Source organism: Gammaproteobacteria bacterium, from assembly GCA_035501935.1.
In the GTDB taxonomy this organism is placed as follows: Bacteria; Pseudomonadota; Gammaproteobacteria; order JAJPIJ01; family JAJPIJ01; genus JAJPIJ01.
In genome coordinates, this window is record DATJVC010000008.1 from 80,849 (window position 1) to 97,904 (window position 17,056).

Below are 17,056 nucleotides of genomic sequence, written 5' to 3' on the forward strand. Positions count from 1 at the left end.
AGGAGGCCTAAAACAGTTCGGAGTCCTGGCTGGTTCCCGGTGTCCCCGAATTATTGACCGCCGCGCTGGTCGGCGGCGCGATGCTTGTCGGCACCTGCTCCTCGCGGAAGGTCTCGAAGATGGCTGCCGGGTCATCGGGCCGGGCCAGCAGGCCGGTCTGCGGATCGATGCGAACGGTGACGAGCCCCGGCGGCTGCGGCCACAGCGATTCAGGCATCCCCTCCAGCGCTACGCGCATGAAATCGATCCACATCGGCAGCGCCGCCTTGGCGCCGGTCTCGTCCTTGCCCAGCGGCTGCACCTGATCGAAGCCCACCCAGACCGTTGTCTCCAGCTGTGTGTTGAAACCCGAAAACCAGGCGTCTCGCTGGTCATTGGTCGTGCCGGTCTTGCCGGCAATATCGCTGCGTCCCAGCACCCGCGCGCGCTGGCCGGTGCCGTAGTTGATGACATCGCGCATGATGGAGGTCATCATCCAGCAATTTTGGGGGTTGATGACGCGCGGCGCGAAGGTGGTGTCCGTGGGCGCGGGCGCAGCCGGAGCGCCAGGGGCCGTGATCTCACAATCATGGCAGGCTCGCCGCGGCGATGCCTGCATCAAGATATGCCCCTGAGCGTCCTGGATGTGATCGATGAAATAGGGCTCGATCAGAAAACCGCCGTTGGCGAAGACGCTGTATCCGCGTGCCACTTCAATAGGTGCCAGTTCACCCGTGCCCAGCGCCAGCGAGAGACTGTGCGGCAGGCGGTCCACATCGAAGCCAAAATTCCGCACGTAATTCAGGGCCACATCGACCCCCATCTCGCGTACCAGCCGGATGGAAACCAGATTGCGTGACTTGGTCAGCGCTTCACGCAGGCGGGTGGGGCCGGCGAAATCGCGCTCGTAATTTTCCGGTCGCCAGCTTTCCTCCAGCCCCGGTTCATCAACCACGATGGGTGCGTCATTGATGATGCTGGCCGGTGTGAACCCATTGTCCAGCGCGGCGGAGTAAAAGAAAGGCTTGAAATTGGAGCCCGGCTGCCGCCGCGCTTGGGTGACACGGTTGAACTTGCTGTGGGCGTAGTCAAAGCCGCCAACCAGGGCACGGATGGCGCCATCCCCCGGCACCATGGAGATCAATGCGCCCTGCACGGCCGGAATCTGCGCCAGCCGCCATTGGCGTTGGGATGGTTTGACCGCGGCCTCACTTTTCTTTTTGCGGGCACTGTCATCGCCGGGCTCTTCGTCGGCCGCCAGCTGTACGCGCACTATATCGCCAACTTTTACTGTTTCCCGGGCCGTTTTGGGCGCCGGGCCGTGTTTATCCTTGTCAATGTAGGGAGCCGCCCAGGACAAACCGGGCCACTCAACATGGATCACCCCCGCGGTTGGGGTGTAAACGTCGATGGATTTGTCGGCGACAGCGGTCACGATGCCCGGCAGCAGATCCACTGAAACTTCGTCATTGGCCAGCGCCGTCGCCCATTGTGTCTGGGCGCTGTTGGGCGGGAGATCGACATGGCGTTCTGCGCCCCGGTAACCATGGCGTCGATCGTAGTCGATCAACGCGGTGCGCAACGCGGTGTTTGCCGCCTCCTGCAAACGTGAGTCCAGTGTGGTGTAGACCCGAAAACCGGAAGTGGTCGCCGTCTCTTCACCGTATTTCTCAATTAAGGCAGAGCGCACCATTTCCGCCATATCCGGGGCTTCGACTTCGATCGGCAGGCCATGGAGGGATGTCGCGATGGGCGCGCGCATGGCCTCGTCATACTGGGCCTGCGTGACATGGCCTTTCTCCAGCAGGCGGCGCAGCACGTAACTACGACGCTTGAAGGCGGCATCCGGGTCATGCACCGGGTTGTAATCCGTGGGGGCGGGGGGGATGCCGGCGATGGTGGCCACTTGATCCAGCCGCAGATGCTGCATGTCCGTGCCGTAGTAGACCTCGGCTGCGGCGGCAATGCCGTAGGCGCGCTGGCCCAGAAATATGGTGTTCAGATAGAGCTCGAGGATTTCATCCTTGCTGAATTCCTGTTCAATCTTCAATGCCAGCAGGATTTCCCTGGCCTTGCGTACGTAGTCCTTGTGGGGCGTGAGAAAGAAGGCCCGCGCCACCTGCATGGTGATGGTGCTGCCACCCTGGCGCTTGTTGCCGGCGCGCAGTTCGTTGGCAATAGCGCGCACCAGCCCCTGCCAATCAACCCCGGGATGTTCGTAGAAACGATCATCCTCGGCGTCCAGAAACGCATGAACGACGATCGGCGGCACGTCTTTCAAATGTACCGGTGTGCGGCGCTTCTCACCGAATTCACCGAGCAGTCGTCCGTCGCGGGTGTAGATGCGCAGCGGCACCTGCAATTGCACATTCTTGAGCATTTGGACGTCGGGTAATCCGGGCAACAGGTAGTACACCGTGCCTCCGGCGGCGAGCAATACCGCCAAAAAACCAGCCAAGAGGAGATTGAACGCAAAACGCAACATATAGTGTTTCGTATTTTTTAATACCGCTATAGGTTATGAAAGTAAAATTTAAACAATAAAAACTTATTTATAGCAATGAATTACGATAAATATTTAATTTGTTTTTTAAATAAAATTTGGCTATAGTTATCGCCGGGAGTTAATGTTTAGAGCGATGTATGCTGTATAACCATGCACCATAGAAGGGAAAAACAGTGGCATTGCTAGCGCGAAAAAAGCCGCAGCTGGTGGGCATCGATATCAGTCCTACCACGATCAAGTTGCTCGAGATCAGCCGCAGCGGAAAGAACTATAAGGTCGAAAGCTACGCGGTGGAGCCGCTGCCGCCCAACGCGATTGTCGATCGCAACATTGCCGATGTCGCCACCGTGGGCGAAGCCATCGGCCGTGCGGTCAAGAAATCTGGCACACGAACCAAATTCGCCGCCTGCGCAGTGTCAGGCGCCGCAGTCATCACCAAGGTCATTACCATGGACAAAGGTCTCACGGATGAGCAAATGGAATCCCAGATCCAGCTTGAGGCCGATCAGTATATACCCTATCCCCTGGAGGAAATACGCCTGGATTTTGAAGTCCAGCGCGCTTCTCCGCAGGACGCGAACAAGGTGGAGGTACTGCTGGCTGCTTCGCGCAGCGACAATGTCGAAGCGCGGGTGGCGGCGCTGGAAGTGGCGGGATTGACCGCCAAGGTGGTGGATGTCGAGGCCTTCGCGCTGGAGAACTCCGTCAACCTGATCGTCGATCAAATGACCGGTGGCGGGGAGCCCGGAATCATCGCAGTCGCAGACGTCGGGGCGACGGTGACGACTTTGAGTGTGCTGCAAGATCGCAAGATTATTTACAACCGCGAGCAGCAATTCGGGGGTCGTCAGCTGACTGAGGAAATCCAGCGGCGTTACGGATTGTCCTATGAAGAGGCGGGGCTGGCCAAGCGCCAGGGCGGATTGCCTGAAAATTACGAGCCGGAGGTGCTGGAGCCTTTCAAATCCTCCATGGCCATGGAAATCAGCCGCGCCCTGCAATTCTTTTACTCCGCGAGCCAGATAGGCGCCGTCGATCACATTCTGGTGGCGGGCGGTTGCGCCGCCATTCAAGGCATAGCCCAGGTCATCGAGAGCAAGACCGGCACCCGCACCTCGGTGGCGAATCCCTTTGCCCAGATGCAAACCTCGTCACGCCTGCGGGAGGAGATTCTTCGCGCCGATGCGCCAGCACTGATGGTGGCTTGTGGTTTGGCCTTGAGGAGCTTCAGCTAATGGCCCGCATAAACCTTCTACCCTGGCGCGCCGAACTGCGGCGTGAGCAACGCAACCAATTTGCCACCATGCTGGGCATCACGGCGGTTGTGGCGATTGTCGCCGCGGCCGCGGTGTGGTGGTACTACGACCAGAAGATCGATTATCAAAAGCAGCGCAATACATATTTGGATGCTGAAATCGCCAAATTGGACAAGAAAATCGATGAGATTAAGGACATGGAGCAGGAACGGGAACGCCTGGTGAAACGCATCGAGGCGATCCAAAACCTGCAGACTGTCAGGCCACTCGAAGTGCGGCTGTTTGATGAGATTGTCACGACCCTGCCTGAAGGCGTGTTTATCAAGCAGATAGATCAAAAAGGCTCCGCGATCACCATCAGGGGATCCGCACAGTCACAATCGCGGGTGTCAAATTACATGCGCAATATCGAGGCCTCGAAGTGGCTGACCAATCCGAGGCTCGAAGTGGTGCAAACCCAAACCGCGCCCAAGGAAGGGGAACGCACCAGCGATTTCATACTGCACGTCGATCAAGTACTGCCCACCCTTGAGGCGGAGCAGCCCAAGGGCAAAAAGGGCGCCAAGAAGCCCGTCAAGAGGGGTGCGTGATGAAACTCTCTGACCTTCAAAATTTATCCCTGGATAACGTCGGTACTTGGCCGCTGCCGATCAAGGCGTTCACCATGCTGTTGTTGTTTGCCCTCCTTGTAGGCGGAGGTTACTACGAATTCACCATGCCGCAGCTCGAAGAATTGGACAAGGCCCAGAAACAGGAAGCGGACAAACTGTCTGATCTGGACACCAAGCAACAAAAGGCGGCTAACTTGGAGGCTTTGCGCCTGCAATTGGATGACATCCGCAAAATCATGGATGAGATGAAACAGAAACTGCCCAGCAAGACACAGATTCCGGACCTGCTGCAGAGCGTATCGCAGGCCGGACTGGGCGCGGGTCTGGAGTTTGAAATTTTCAAGCCCGGTGCGGAAAAACCCGTGGAGTTCTACGTCGAGTTGCCCATTGATATCCGGGTGAACGGCCAGTACCACGAATTCGGCAAATTTATCAGCCAGGTGGCCAACTTGGAACGCATTGTGACGGCCCATGACATCAAAATAAAAAGTTCGGGCAAGGGCGACAAATTGGTAATGGAGGCCACCGCCAAGACTTACCGTTATCTCGATGAGAAGGAAGAACAGGAGGCTGCGGCTAAAAATGTCAAAGCGAAGCCCGCGAAGAAAAAATAGCAACGCGTTACTGCTAATCCTGACGCTGCTGGGCGTTGCACTGACGGGTTGTGTATCCCGTGACATGAGCGACCTTGAGGCCAGGGTGCAGGAACTGCTGGCGCGCAAGGCCAGCACATCGATCGAGCCGCTGCCCGAGGTGAAGCTGCCGGAAAGTTACGCCTACCAATCCGCCGATGCGAACCGGCGCGATCCGTTCGAAAGCTTCAAGAAGGAAGCCGCCACGGCTCAGGCTGCCCAGAAGGGCGCGCCTCAGGATGCCAAGACGGCGGAACTGATGAAGGAGATTGAGGGGCACAATCTTGAGGATCTGGAGAACTTCGAGCTCGACAGTCTGCGCATGGTTGGCACGTTGCAGGATGCCAATGAATTATGGGGCATTATCCTGGACAAGACCGGCACGGTACATCGGGTCAAGGTCGGAAACTACATGGGCAGGAATCACGGCAAGATTTTGAGCATCAGCGAAGACAAGATCGAGTTGAGGGAGATTGTCAGTACAACAACTGGCAGCAATGGCTTGGAAGAGCGGTCCGCCAGCATAGCGCTGTCGGAGCCGAAATAAAGCAGAAGGGGTGACTTATGAACGGGATGAACGTGAATCGGAAATGGCATTGGGAGCGGATGTGCCGCTGGCTCTTGGTGGCGGCATGGTCGTTATGCAGCCTGGACGCCCTGGCCGATGAACCCAGCTTGAACGGCATCAAATCGACCGCCCTGCCCGGCGACAAGGTGCAGGTGCGTCTGGAGTTGTCCTCGCCGCCGGCGGACAAGCCGCTCAGCTTCACCATCGACAACCCCGCGCGCATCGCGCTGGATTTCCCGGGCACCAAACTCAATCTCGCCAACAAGACCCAGACCATCGGCTCCGGCGCGGCGCAGAGCGTCAGCGCCGTCGAGGCCGGTGGCCGCACCCGCGTCGTACTGAACTTGGTACGCATGGTGGGTTACGACGTGAAGGTTGACGGCAATGACGTCGTGGTCACCCTCGACAGTGCCCCGGCTTCGATCAGCACCTCGACGGCCAGCCTGGCGACTGCCGCGCCCGCGGGGCCGGCGGGCGCCGCCAAGGGCGCCATCGAGGGCATAGACTTCCGCCGCGGCGACAGTGGTGAAGGCATGGTCATGATCAAGCTGACCGACCCCGCGACGGTGGTCAACATCAACGAGGAGGGCGGGCAAATCATCGCCGACTTCGTGAACACACAGTTGCCGGAGAACCTGGACCGAAGGCTGGAGGTGACGGATTTCGCCACGCCGGTAAAGGATATCGACACCCGCCGTCATGGCAATGGCACGCGCATGCGGATCACGCCCGTCACCAATGCGCAATTTGAACATCTGGCCTATCAGATGGACAATCTCTTTACCATCGAACTGAAGCCGTTGACCAAGGAAGAGCAGGAAGCGTCGAAGAAAGACAAGTTCGGTTACACGGGCGAGAAACTATCGCTCAACTTCCAGAACATCGAGGTGCGGGCCGTGCTGCAGTTGCTGGCCGATTTCACCGGTCTGAATCTGGTGGCTTCTGATACGGTGACGGGCAATGTGACGCTGCGTTTGAAGAACGTCCCCTGGGATCAGGCGTTGGACATTATCCTGCGCTCCAAGGGGCTGGCCATGCGTCAGGCGGGCAACGTCATCATGGTGGCACCCGCCGAGGAGATCGCCACCCGTGAGAAGCTCGAATTGGAGCAACAAAAGCAAGTCAAGGATCTGGCGCCACTGCACACCGAGTTCGTGCAGGTAAACTACGCCAAGGCCGACGATATCGCCAAATTGCTCAAGGCGGAAAAAAACACCCTGATTTCCGATCGTGGCAGTGTCTCCACGGATGAGCGCACCAACACGTTGTTGATTCAGGAGACCGTCGACAAGATTACCGAGATCCGCAAACTTGTCAGCACATTGGATCGGCCGGTCAAGCAGGTATTGATCGAATCCCGCATTGTGGTCGCCGACGACACCTTCAGCAGGCAGCTCGGCGTGCGCTTCGGTTACAGCCGGGCCGCGAAGGTTAATGACCTTGGCAATAATGGTACGTATATTGTCGGTGGCAAGGTTCCTGGCGATACGACATTTTTCTCCAATGGCACCGCCACACCGACGGCCTTTAATGTCGGCAACGTCGAAAACTACATTGTCAGTCTGCCGGTGACGAGTCCAGCGGGCGCCGTGGAACTGGCCGTCGGCAAGATCGGCAGCTACCTGCTGCAATTGGAGTTGTCCGCGCTGCAGGCGGAAGGCCGGGGTGAGGTCATCTCCAGTCCGCGCGTGATTACCGCCGATAAAAAGGAAGCAGTCATCCAGCAAGGCACGGAAATTCCCTACCAGCAGGCCAGCTCCAGCGGCGCCACCTCGGTGTCCTTCAAATCCGCGGTGCTGAGTCTGAAGGTCACGCCGAACATCACGCCGGATGATCGCATCATTATGGATCTGGCGGTCAACAAGGACGCGGTCGGACAGTTGTTCGCCGGCATACCGAGCATCGATACCAACAGCGTAACCACGCAGGTGCTGGTGGATAATGGCGAGACCGTGGTGCTGGGTGGCGTGTATACCCAGACCAACCGGAATGATACGACGCGCGTACCGTTCTTCAGTGACCTGCCTTATTTCGGATTCCTGTTCAGGAATACGAGCATACAGCACGACAAGAAGGAATTGCTGATCTTCGTTACGCCCAAGATCATCAAGGAAAGTTTGGCCCTGCAATAAGATATTCCCATCGATGTTCGGGGGAGTGCCATTGGCACTCCCCTTTTTATTTGGCGCGTCGCGTGCCAAGCTATCTTTTGATCCTTGTCGCCCGTCTCCCCCACGTGTCACGATCCGCCGCACACAATCTATTCCTGATCGGTCCCATGGGGGTGGGCAAGACCACCATTGGCCGGCAACTGGCCAAGAGCCTGCATCGTGAATTCATCGACAGTGATCGCGAGATCGAACAGCGCACCGGCGTGCGCATCGCGCTGATTTTCGAGATCGAAGGCGAGGCGGGTTTTCGTGAGCGGGAAAGCCAGATGCTGACTGATCTGACCCGCCGGCGGGATATTGTGCTTGCCACCGGCGGCGGCGCCGTCATCCGCGCGGAGAACCGGCGACTGCTGAGTGACCGCGGCGTGGTGGTATACCTGCGCGCGCCGCTGGCGTTGCTGGTGGAACGCACGGCCCGCGATCGACAACGCCCGCTGCTTCAGAATAACGATCCCAAGGCCACATTGACCGCGCTGCTGGCCGAGCGTGAACCGCTGTACCGCGAGATTGCCGATTTGATTGTCGATACCGGCCACCGTACAGTACGCCACATCGTGAATGAAATCCGCGTCTTTCTTGACGCCTGCCAGGATGCACACCGTCCACGTTAATCTCGCGGAACGCGGCTACCCGATATACATCGCGCCCGGACTGCTTGACGATCCGAAATGGCTTGCACATCTGCGTGGCCGGCAGGTGATGATCGTCACCAACACCATTGTGGGCCCGTTGTATCAGGCGCGGGTGGAACACACGCTCGCGAAACATCATCCCGGCTGCGAGGTGCGGAGCGTGGTGCTGCCGGATGGCGAGGAACACAAGACGCTTGCGGTCATGAGCGAAATCGTAACGGCGCTGCTGCAAAATCGGTTTGACCGCGGTTGCGCGCTGTTGGCGCTGGGCGGCGGCGTGGTGGGCGACCTCACCGGCTTCGCCGCCGCCTGTTACCAGCGGGGCGTGGATCACTTGCAATTTCCGACCACCCTGCTGGCGCAGGTCGACTCCGCCGTGGGCGGCAAGACCGCCGTCAACCATGCGCTGGGCAAGAACATGATCGGCGCATTTCACCAGCCCCGGGCGGTGGTTGCCGATACTGCGACACTGCACACGCTGCCGGAGCGGGAACTGCACGCCGGCCTCGCCGAGGTGATCAAATACGGATTGATCCGCGATGCGGAATTTTTCAACTGGCTGGAAAACAATCTCGATGTCCTGTTGCGCCGGGACGACGCGGCACTGGCCTATGCCATCGCCCGCTCGTGCCGCAACAAGGCGGAGGTGGTGGCGGCGGACGAGCGCGAAGCCGGTGGGCGGGCGCTGCTAAATCTGGGTCATACCTTCGGTCATGCCATCGAGACCGGCCTCGGCTACGGCGTATGGCTGCATGGCGAGGCGGTGGGCGCCGGCATGGCGATGGCGGCTGATCTTTCCCATCGACTCGGCTGGCTCAGCCAGGTCGATGCAGCGAGGATCCGCGCCCTTCTCAAGCGCGCCCATCTGCCCGCAGCCGCGCCGGCTTCGCTGGACGCCGCGCGTTTACGTGAACTCATGGCGGTGGACAAGAAAACCCAGGCCGGTCGTCTGCGACTGGTTCTGCTCAGACGCATCGGTGAGGCGGTGGTGACGGCGGACTTCGAGACGGCGGCGCTGATGACCACGCTGCGCACCTGCTGTGCCACGGACGCGACGTCCGCCGCATGATTTTTCAGGGTGTGTGAGTCATGCACGAGGCGCCTGCGTCCACACCGCCTCAAGACACCGCTGCGATCTTTCTCACCCACGCCTGGGAAGAGCGGTTGGAGATCATCCGCCACCTGATCGATCACAGCCGGCAGATTCTGCTAATCCTGGGTGATGCGGGCAGTGGCAAGTCGACATTGCGCGGACACCTGACCCGTGTTGCGCCCGCCGCATGGCGGGTGGTCACCCTCGACGCCGCACCCTTCGACGATGCCCTCACGTTGGTGGAACGGCTGGCGACCGGTCTCGGGATGACCCCGGGGCCGAAGGATCAGCTGGAAGTTCGCACCCGGGCAATGGAGGAGCACCTGAAAGGCCTCCATCACACCGGCGCGCTGCCGGTGGCGTTGATCGATGACGCGCATCAGTTGCCCGCCGACGCCCTGTTGCTGTTGCTGCGCCTCGCCACTTCGGGGGCCGATGCCCCGTTGCGCGTGGTGCTGTTCTGCGATCCGCGCGTCACCCGCCTGCTGGAAAGTCCGCAGCTACTGGCCTATCAACGCGCCATCCTGCATACGGTCGAAATGCCCGCCTACACAGTGGAGGAAACAGCGGCGTTTCTCGTCTGGTGGCATACCCATACAGGGCGGGATCCCAACCTGCTGGTCGAAGCCCGCGTCCGTGCCGTGTATCAGGCCTCCCAGGGATTGCCGGGGCGCATTCTGGCATTGGATGCGGGACGCTTGACGCAAGAGCCGCAAAAAAACATTCGTGTCATCACTCATGGCCGTTCCCATCGCATGTATTTTGTTGGTGCCGCGGTACTCCTGTTGCTGGTGGTATTGATGGTATTTATCTGGCGCGCGCCGACACCGGCGGAAAAATCACCCGAACCGGTCGCGCCAGAAGCTCCCCCGAGCAACGCGATCACGACAGCGCCTGTCCGGCCGCCGGCCAGTCTCGAAAGTTCACCCATGCAAACTCCGACTGTGCCAGAGGCAACCACGTCGGAGAAGATCAGTCCGATCCAAGCAAATATCAGGACGGCCGATAATCGATCAACGAAAATTTCCCCGCCGCCCGCTCCGGCTGTCGCACTGGCTGCAAGGTTACCCAAGGCCTCCGCCGTGGACGGCAATCGCGTGCCCAAAGATGATGCCTGGCTTCGCAAACAGTCCCCCGATCGATATGTAATTCAGTTATTCGGCAGCCACGACCAAGGTACAGCCAGGAAATACGCGGAACGCCCCGATCTAGCAGGCCACACCGCGATCTACACCACCCAGCACGACCAGCAACCTCTCCACGTCGTGGTCTACGGTCTCTATGACAACCGCGCGGAGGCGGTCACCGCCATCGACCGGCTGCCCGCCGACGTGGTGCGCCAGAAACCGTTCCCGCGTTCTGTGGGTGAGGTGCAGCGGCTCATGAATGCAGGACCATGACGCGATATCAGTGACACAACCGGCTGCCGGGCTATATAATTTCCGCCCTTTTCTCCGGCTTTTAAGGATGTGACGGCGGCGGTGAGTGAATCCGTGGATAGAGGCAATCTCATGACCAGGCCTGCGGCGCAAGGTCTGTATGACCCCGCTTATGAGCACGATGCCTGCGGCGTGGGGTTTGTCGTGCACATCAAGGGCAAGAAGTCGCACAGTATCGTTGAGCACGGCATCACCATCCTGAAAAATCTGCTGCATCGCGGCGCCTGCGGTTGCGAGGAAAACACCGGCGACGGTGTCGGCATACTCATCCAGATGCCGCACGCGTTTTTAAAGCGCGTTTGCGGTGAATGCGGCATCAACCTTCCGGAAGCCGGCCATTACGGATGCGGACTGATCTTTCTGCCGCGCGATCCGGCGCAGTCGCAGTGGTGTCGGCAGCAGTTCGAAGTCATCATCCGCGAGGAGGGGCAGGAATTTCTCGGCTGGCGCGACGTGCCGACCCAGGATGCCGAGGTCGGCCCCACCGCCCGCGCCTGTGAACCGGACTTCAAGCAAATCTTCATCAGCCGCGCCCCGGGCCTGGACGACATGGCCTTCGAGCGACGGCTGTACATCATCCGCCGGCGTATTGAGAACGCCGTCCATACCAGCAAGCTCGGCGAGAAGGAATTGTTTTACATTCCCAGCCTGTCCGCGCGGACGCTGGTGTACAAGGGCATGCTGACCGGCGTGCAGATCGAACCGATGTTCCCGGACATCACCGCGCCGGACGTGGAAAGCGCATTGGCGCTGGTGCATCAACGCTTTTCCACCAATACCTTTCCGTCGTGGCCGCTGGCGCATCCCTTCCGCTATATCGCGCACAATGGCGAGATCAACACCCTGCGCGGCAACATCAACTGGATGCGTGCGCGCGAAGCAATGTGCGCGTCGCCGATCTGGGGCGATGAAATACGAAAGCTGTTTCCCATCGTGCAGGAAGGCGGTTCGGACTCGGCCTGTTTCGACAACGTGCTGGAATTTCTGCACATGTCCGGCCGCACGCTGCCGCACGCCGTGCTGATGATGATCCCGGAGGCCTGGAGCGGTCATGAAGGCATGGACGCGGCGCGCAAGGCGTTTTACGAGTTCCACGGCTGTCTCATGGAACCGTGGGACGGCCCGGCCTCCATCGCCTTTACCGACGGAACCGTCATCGGCGCAGTGCTGGATCGCAACGGCCTGCGGCCGTCGCGCTATTACGTGACAAAAGATGACATGGTCGTCATGGCCTCCGAGGTCGGCGTGCTCGACATCCCGCCGGAGAACGTCTTGATCAAGGAACGCCTGCATCCGGGCCGCATTTTCCTCGTCGACACGCAACAGGGCCGCATCATCGACGACGCGGAATTGAAACGCGAATTTGCGCAGGCGCAACCTTACGGTGAGTGGCTGCGGCAGTATCATGTGCCGCTGGAGACCTTGCCGGCGCCGCCGCAGGCTTCCGAATCCGATCACGCCAACGTGCTGCAGCGCCAGCAATGTTTCGGTTATACGCACGAGGACCTCCGTTTGCTGATGACGCCCATGGCGAAGAACGGCGAGGAGGCCGTCGGCTCGATGGGCACCGACGCGGCGCTTGCCGTACTCTCGGATCGCCCGCGGCTGCTGTACGACTATTTCAAGCAGTTGTTCGCGCAGGTGACGAATCCGCCCCTGGATGGCATCCGCGAGGAATTGGTGACGCAGGTGGCCACGCCCATCGGGCCGGAGGGCAATCTGCTCGCGCCGGGGCCGGAAAGCTGCAGGCAGATCAAACTCGCCAGCCCCATCCTGGACAGCGAGGAACTGTCGCGCATCCGCCATTGCGACAGGCCCGGCCTCAGGGCCGTTACGCTGCCCATCCTCTATCCGGTGGCGCAGGGCGGCCTGGGGATGACTGCCGCACTGGAGGAGATCTGCCGCCAGGCGGATCGCGCCATTGCCGAAGGTTATGCCTTCATCATCCTTTCTGATCGCGGCGTGAATCGCGAACTGGCGCCCATCCCGGCGTTGCTGGCCACCGCCGGCGTGCATCATCATCTGGTGCGCGTCGGCACGCGCTGCCGCGTGGGTTTGATCCTGGAATCAGGAGAGCCCCGCGAGGTGCACCATATGTCGGTGCTGATTGGTTATGGTGCCGGCGCCATCAATCCGTACCTGGCGCTGGAAACCCTCGATGACATGATCAGCGCCGGTCTGCTGGAGGGGCTGGATCACAAGAAGGCCATCAAGAATTACATCAAGGCGCTGAACAAGGGACTGGTGAAGGTGATGTCCAAGATGGGCATCTCCACCGTGCAATCCTACCGCGGGGCGCAGATCTTCGAGGCCGTCGGTCTCGACAAGGCGTTCGTCGATCAATATTTCACCTGGACGGCGTCACGCATCGGTGGCATCGGAATTGACGTCGTGTCCGAGGAAGTCCGGCGGCGTCATCACAAGGCCCACCCGGAACGGCCCGTGGGAACGCCGGATCTCGATTGGGGTGGCGAATATCAGTGGCGCCGCGACGGTGAATACCATCTCTTCAACCCGCAGACCGTCTTCAAGCTTCAACACGCCACCCGCACCGGCCAATACCGTATCTTCAAGGAATATTCCAGGCTCGTCGATGATCAGAACGAACATCTGGCAACGTTGCGCGGGTTGTTTGAATTCAACTATGCGCCTGAACCGATTCCTCTCGATCAGGTGGAATCAGCCGAGAGCATCTTCAGACGGTTTGCGACCGGCGCCATGTCCTACGGTTCCATCAGCAAGGAGGCGCACGAGACACTGGCCATCGCCATGAACCGCATCGGTGGCAAGTCCAACACCGGCGAGGGCGGCGAGGATGCCGCGCGGTTCAAACCCGACGCCAACGGCGATCTGCGCCGCAGCGCCATCAAACAGGTGGCCTCGGGACGCTTCGGCGTGACCAGTGAATATCTGGTCAATGCCGACGATCTGCAAATCAAGATGGCGCAGGGTGCGAAGCCCGGCGAAGGCGGGCAGCTCCCCGGCAAGAAGGTGTATCCATGGATCGCCAGGGTGCGTCATTCAACGCCGGGCGTGGGCCTGATCTCGCCGCCGCCACACCACGATATCTATTCCATCGAGGATCTGGCGCAGCTGATCCATGATTTGAAGAATTCCAATCCCAGGGCCCGCATCCACGTCAAGCTGGTGGCCGAGGTCGGCGTCGGCACGGTCGCCGCCGGTGTGGCCAAGGCGCATTCGGATGTAGTGTTGATTTCCGGTTACGACGGTGGCACCGGCGCCGCGCCGCTCACCTCGCTCAAACACGGCGGCGTGCCGTGGGAGCTGGGCCTGGCCGAGACGCAGCAGGTGCTGGTGCAGAACAAATTGCGCGACCGGATTGTGGTGCAGACGGACGGCCAGCTGAAAACCGGCCGCGATGTGGTGGTCGCGGCCCTGCTCGGCGCCGAGGAGTATGGCTTCTCCACCGCGCCGCTGGTGGTGCTGGGCTGCATCATGATGCGCGTCTGCCATCTCAACACCTGCCCGGTCGGCATCGCCACGCAGGATCCGCGTCTGCGCGCGAAATTTGCCGGCCGCCCCGAGCATGTCGTCAATTTCTTCCGTTTCATCGCCGAGGAAGTGCGCGAATACATGGCGAAACTCGGCTTCCGGGCGGTGGAAGAGATGATCGGGCGCACCGACAGGCTGCACATGCGCAGGGCGGTGGAGCACTGGAAGACCAGGGGACTCGATTTCTCCGCCATCCTGTACCGTCCGCCCGCGGGACCGGAGGTTGCGACACGTTGCGTGCGCGCGCAGGATCATGGTTTGGAGAAATCCCTGGATGTTACGACCCTGGTGCCGCTGTGCCGCTCGGCCATCGAAGATAAGAAACCCGTTTCCGCCATCCTGCCCGTGCGCAACATCAACCGCACGGTGGGCACCATTCTGGGATATGAGATCACCCGCCGCCACGGCGGCGCCGGCCTGCCCGATGACACCATCAAACTGCACTTCACCGGCTCGGCGGGCATGAGCTTTGGCGCCTTCCTGCCACGCGGCGTCACCATGACGCTGGAGGGGGACGCCAACGATTACACCGCCAAGGGGCTTTCCGGCGGCAAGATCGTCATTTACCCGCCGCGCCATGCCACTTTTGTCGCGGAGGAGAATATCCTCGTCGGCAACGTGGTGCTGTATGGCGCCACGGGCGGCGAGGCCTATTTCCGCGGCATCGCCGGCGAACGTTTCTGCGTGCGCAACAGCGGCGCGCTGGCGGTGGTGGAGGGAGTGGGCGATCACGGCTGCGAGTACATGACCGGCGGCCGGGTCGTGGTCATCGGTCCGACCGGCCGCAACTTCGCCGCCGGCATGTCGGGCGGCACCGCCTACGTGCTCGACGCGAAGGGTGATTTCAAGTCCCGCTGCAATATGCAGATGGTGGGGCTGGAGCCGCTGCGTGACGATGAGGACGTGGAAATGGTCAAGGAACTGCTCAACCGCCACGTCAAATACACGCAGAGCGCGGTGGCCAGAAAAATACTCAACAACTGGGCGGCCACGCAACCTAAATTCGTCAAGATACTGCCGAACGACTACAAGCGCGTGATGCAGGCCATCGCCAGGGCACGACAGACCGGCGCCTCGGAGGACGAGGCCGTGATGGAGGCCGCGCATGGCTAAGATCACCGGGTTTCTCGAATACCATCGCGCCAAACAGCCCTACCGCCCCGTCAGGGAGCGCGTGCTGGACTGGAAGCAGGTCATGGCCGGCTGGCAGGACGAGCCGCTCAAGCAGCAGGCGGCGCGCTGCATGGATTGCGGCATACCCTTCTGCCATCAGGGCTGCCCGCTCGGCAACCTGATCCCGGACTGGAACGATCTCGTTTATCGCAACCGCTGGCGCGACGCCATCGATCGTCTGCACGCCACCAACAACTTCCCGGAGTTCACCGGCACCCTGTGCCCGGCGCCCTGCGAGGGCGCCTGCGTGCTCGGCATCAATGACGACCCGGTGACCATCAAGGCCGTGGAAATCACCATCATCGACCATGCCTTCAAGGAAGGCTGGGTGGTGCCGCAGCCGCCGAAGGTTCTGACCGGCAAGAAGGTCGCCGTGGTCGGCTCGGGCCCCGCCGGTCTCGCCGCCGCGCAGCAACTGCGACGCGCCGGGCATGGCGTCACGCTCTTCGAGCGCGATGACCGCATCGGCGGGCTGCTGCGTTATGGCATTCCCGAATTCAAGATGGAGAAGCGCGTGCTGGACCGCCGTCTGGAGCAGATGCGCGCCGAGGGCGTCGTGTTCAAGCCCAACAGCCACATCGGCGTGAATGTCCCCGTCGATGACCTGCGTAAAAACTTCGATGCCGTTTTACTCACGGGCGGCGCCTGCCATGCGCGCGATCTGCCGGTGCCGGGGCGCGAACTCAAGGGCATCCATCAGGCCATGGTGTTCCTGCCGCAGCAGAACCACCGCTGCGAAGGCGACACCATCGCCGCTGAACGATCGATCACCGCCAGGGACAAGCACGTCATCATCATCGGCGGTGGCGACACCGGCGCCGACTGCCTGGGCACTGTGCACAGGCAGGGCGCGAAGTCCGTGCACTCGCTGGAGATCATGGCGCGGCCGCCGGACAAGCGCGCCGCCGCGGTGAATCCCTGGCCGGAATGGCCGAACATTTTTCGCACGGCCTCGGCGCACGAAGAGGGCGGCGAACGCGTCTACGCCGTGTCCACCAAGCGCTTCATCGGCGATGAACAGGGCCGGGTCAAGGCGCTCGAACTCGTCAAGGTGGAAATGAAAAAGGTGGATGGCCGCATCACCTTCGAGGAGATGCCTGATTCCTTGCACACACTGCCCGCCGATCTGGTGCTGCTGGCCATGGGATTTCTGGGCCCGGAAAAACCGGGCATGCTGGAGCAACTCGGTGTCAAACTCACCGAGCGCGGCAACGTCGCGCGCGACGCCAACTGGATGACCTCGGTGCCGGGCGTATTTGCCGCCGGCGACATGCAGCGCGGCCAGTCGTTGATCGTCTGGGCCATTGCCGAGGGCCGCTCCGCCGCGCGCGGTGTCGATCTGTATCTGATGGGGAAGTCCGACCTCCCCGCCCCTTTGCCCTGAAAAACTACCGCGGGGCCCGTTTGCGTGTTGTTCGTCTCATCCCTGAGACGAACCCCTTCGGGGCTAAAGCGCCGTTTCGCTACAGGCGAAACGGTATCT

11 protein-coding genes are annotated in these 17,056 nt (G+C 60.8%); 10 read left to right on the plus strand and 1 reads right to left on the minus strand.

Annotated features, from left to right (window positions below; all coding sequences use genetic code 11):
* Positions 1-7: 7 nt before the first annotated feature.
* The gene (locus tag VMH34_02090; GenBank protein ID HTT07569.1) at positions 8-2,437 is read right to left on the minus strand and encodes a penicillin-binding protein 1A; all 2,430 of its coding nucleotides are present in this window, start codon (positions 2,435-2,437) and stop codon (positions 8-10) included.
* Between the two features lie 221 nt (positions 2,438-2,658).
* Here VMH34_02090 and VMH34_02095 point away from each other — a divergent pair, with 221 nt between their 5' ends.
* The 10 genes from VMH34_02095 to VMH34_02140 all read left to right on the plus strand — a co-directional run bounded on the left by VMH34_02095 (position 2,659) and on the right by VMH34_02140 (position 16,957).
* Positions 2,659-3,720, plus strand: a complete 1,062-nt coding sequence (locus VMH34_02095; protein ID HTT07570.1) for a pilus assembly protein PilM — start codon at positions 2,659-2,661, stop codon at positions 3,718-3,720.
* Entirely contained in the window at positions 3,720-4,331 is a 612-nt protein-coding gene (locus VMH34_02100; GenBank protein HTT07571.1) for a PilN domain-containing protein, read from the plus strand. Before VMH34_02095 ends, VMH34_02100 begins: the two co-directional genes overlap by 1 nt.
* The gene (gene pilO, locus VMH34_02105; GenBank protein ID HTT07572.1) at positions 4,331-4,966 is read left to right on the plus strand and encodes a type 4a pilus biogenesis protein PilO; all 636 of its coding nucleotides are present in this window, start codon (positions 4,331-4,333) and stop codon (positions 4,964-4,966) included. Before VMH34_02100 ends, pilO begins: the two co-directional genes overlap by 1 nt.
* A 64-nt stretch (positions 4,967-5,030) precedes the next feature.
* Positions 5,031-5,531: a pilus assembly protein PilP gene (locus VMH34_02110; protein ID HTT07573.1), complete on the plus strand. Its 501-nt coding sequence runs from the start codon at positions 5,031-5,033 to the stop codon at positions 5,529-5,531.
* A gap of 17 nt (positions 5,532-5,548) precedes the next feature.
* A complete protein-coding gene (locus VMH34_02115) occupies positions 5,549-7,684 on the plus strand; it encodes a type IV pilus secretin PilQ (protein ID HTT07574.1) in 2,136 nt (711 codons plus the stop codon).
* A 146-nt stretch (positions 7,685-7,830) separates the two neighbouring features.
* Positions 7,831-8,334, plus strand: a complete 504-nt coding sequence (gene aroK, locus VMH34_02120) for a shikimate kinase AroK (protein HTT07575.1) — start codon at positions 7,831-7,833, stop codon at positions 8,332-8,334.
* Positions 8,315-9,424, plus strand: coding sequence for a 3-dehydroquinate synthase (aroB, locus tag VMH34_02125; GenBank protein ID HTT07576.1), 1,110 nt, complete (start codon positions 8,315-8,317; stop codon positions 9,422-9,424). Before aroK ends, aroB begins: the two co-directional genes overlap by 20 nt.
* A 20-nt stretch (positions 9,425-9,444) precedes the next feature.
* Positions 9,445-10,848 carry an AAA family ATPase gene (locus tag VMH34_02130; protein HTT07577.1) on the plus strand — a complete coding sequence of 468 codons (1,404 nt, stop codon included), beginning with the start codon at positions 9,445-9,447 and terminating at the stop codon, positions 10,846-10,848.
* A gap of 111 nt (positions 10,849-10,959) precedes the next feature.
* On the plus strand, positions 10,960-15,513 hold the full coding sequence (gene gltB / locus VMH34_02135) for a glutamate synthase large subunit (GenBank protein HTT07578.1): 4,554 nt from the start codon (positions 10,960-10,962) through the stop codon (positions 15,511-15,513).
* Positions 15,506-16,957, plus strand: coding sequence for a glutamate synthase subunit beta (locus VMH34_02140; GenBank protein ID HTT07579.1), 1,452 nt, complete (start codon positions 15,506-15,508; stop codon positions 16,955-16,957). Before gltB ends, VMH34_02140 begins: the two co-directional genes overlap by 8 nt.
* Positions 16,958-17,056: the final 99 nt, after the last annotated feature.

Bases quoted from the DNA above. Each gene is read 5' to 3' on its own strand.
- VMH34_02115 (HTT07574.1), top strand. From the start codon at position 5,549: ATGAACGGGATGAACGTGAATCGGAAATGGCATTGGGAGCGGATGTGC.
- VMH34_02100 (HTT07571.1), top strand. From the start codon at position 3,720: ATGGCCCGCATAAACCTTCTACCCTGGCGCGCCGAACTGCGGCGTGAG.
- aroB (HTT07576.1), top strand. From the start codon at position 8,315: ATGCACACCGTCCACGTTAATCTCGCGGAACGCGGCTACCCGATATAC.
- VMH34_02140 (HTT07579.1), top strand. From the start codon at position 15,506: ATGGCTAAGATCACCGGGTTTCTCGAATACCATCGCGCCAAACAGCCC.
- VMH34_02130 (HTT07577.1), top strand. From the start codon at position 9,445: ATGCACGAGGCGCCTGCGTCCACACCGCCTCAAGACACCGCTGCGATC.
- aroK (HTT07575.1), top strand. From the start codon at position 7,831: ATGGGGGTGGGCAAGACCACCATTGGCCGGCAACTGGCCAAGAGCCTG.
- pilO (HTT07572.1), top strand. From the start codon at position 4,331: ATGAAACTCTCTGACCTTCAAAATTTATCCCTGGATAACGTCGGTACT.
- VMH34_02110 (HTT07573.1), top strand. From the start codon at position 5,031: ATGAGCGACCTTGAGGCCAGGGTGCAGGAACTGCTGGCGCGCAAGGCC.
- gltB (HTT07578.1), top strand. From the start codon at position 10,960: ATGACCAGGCCTGCGGCGCAAGGTCTGTATGACCCCGCTTATGAGCAC.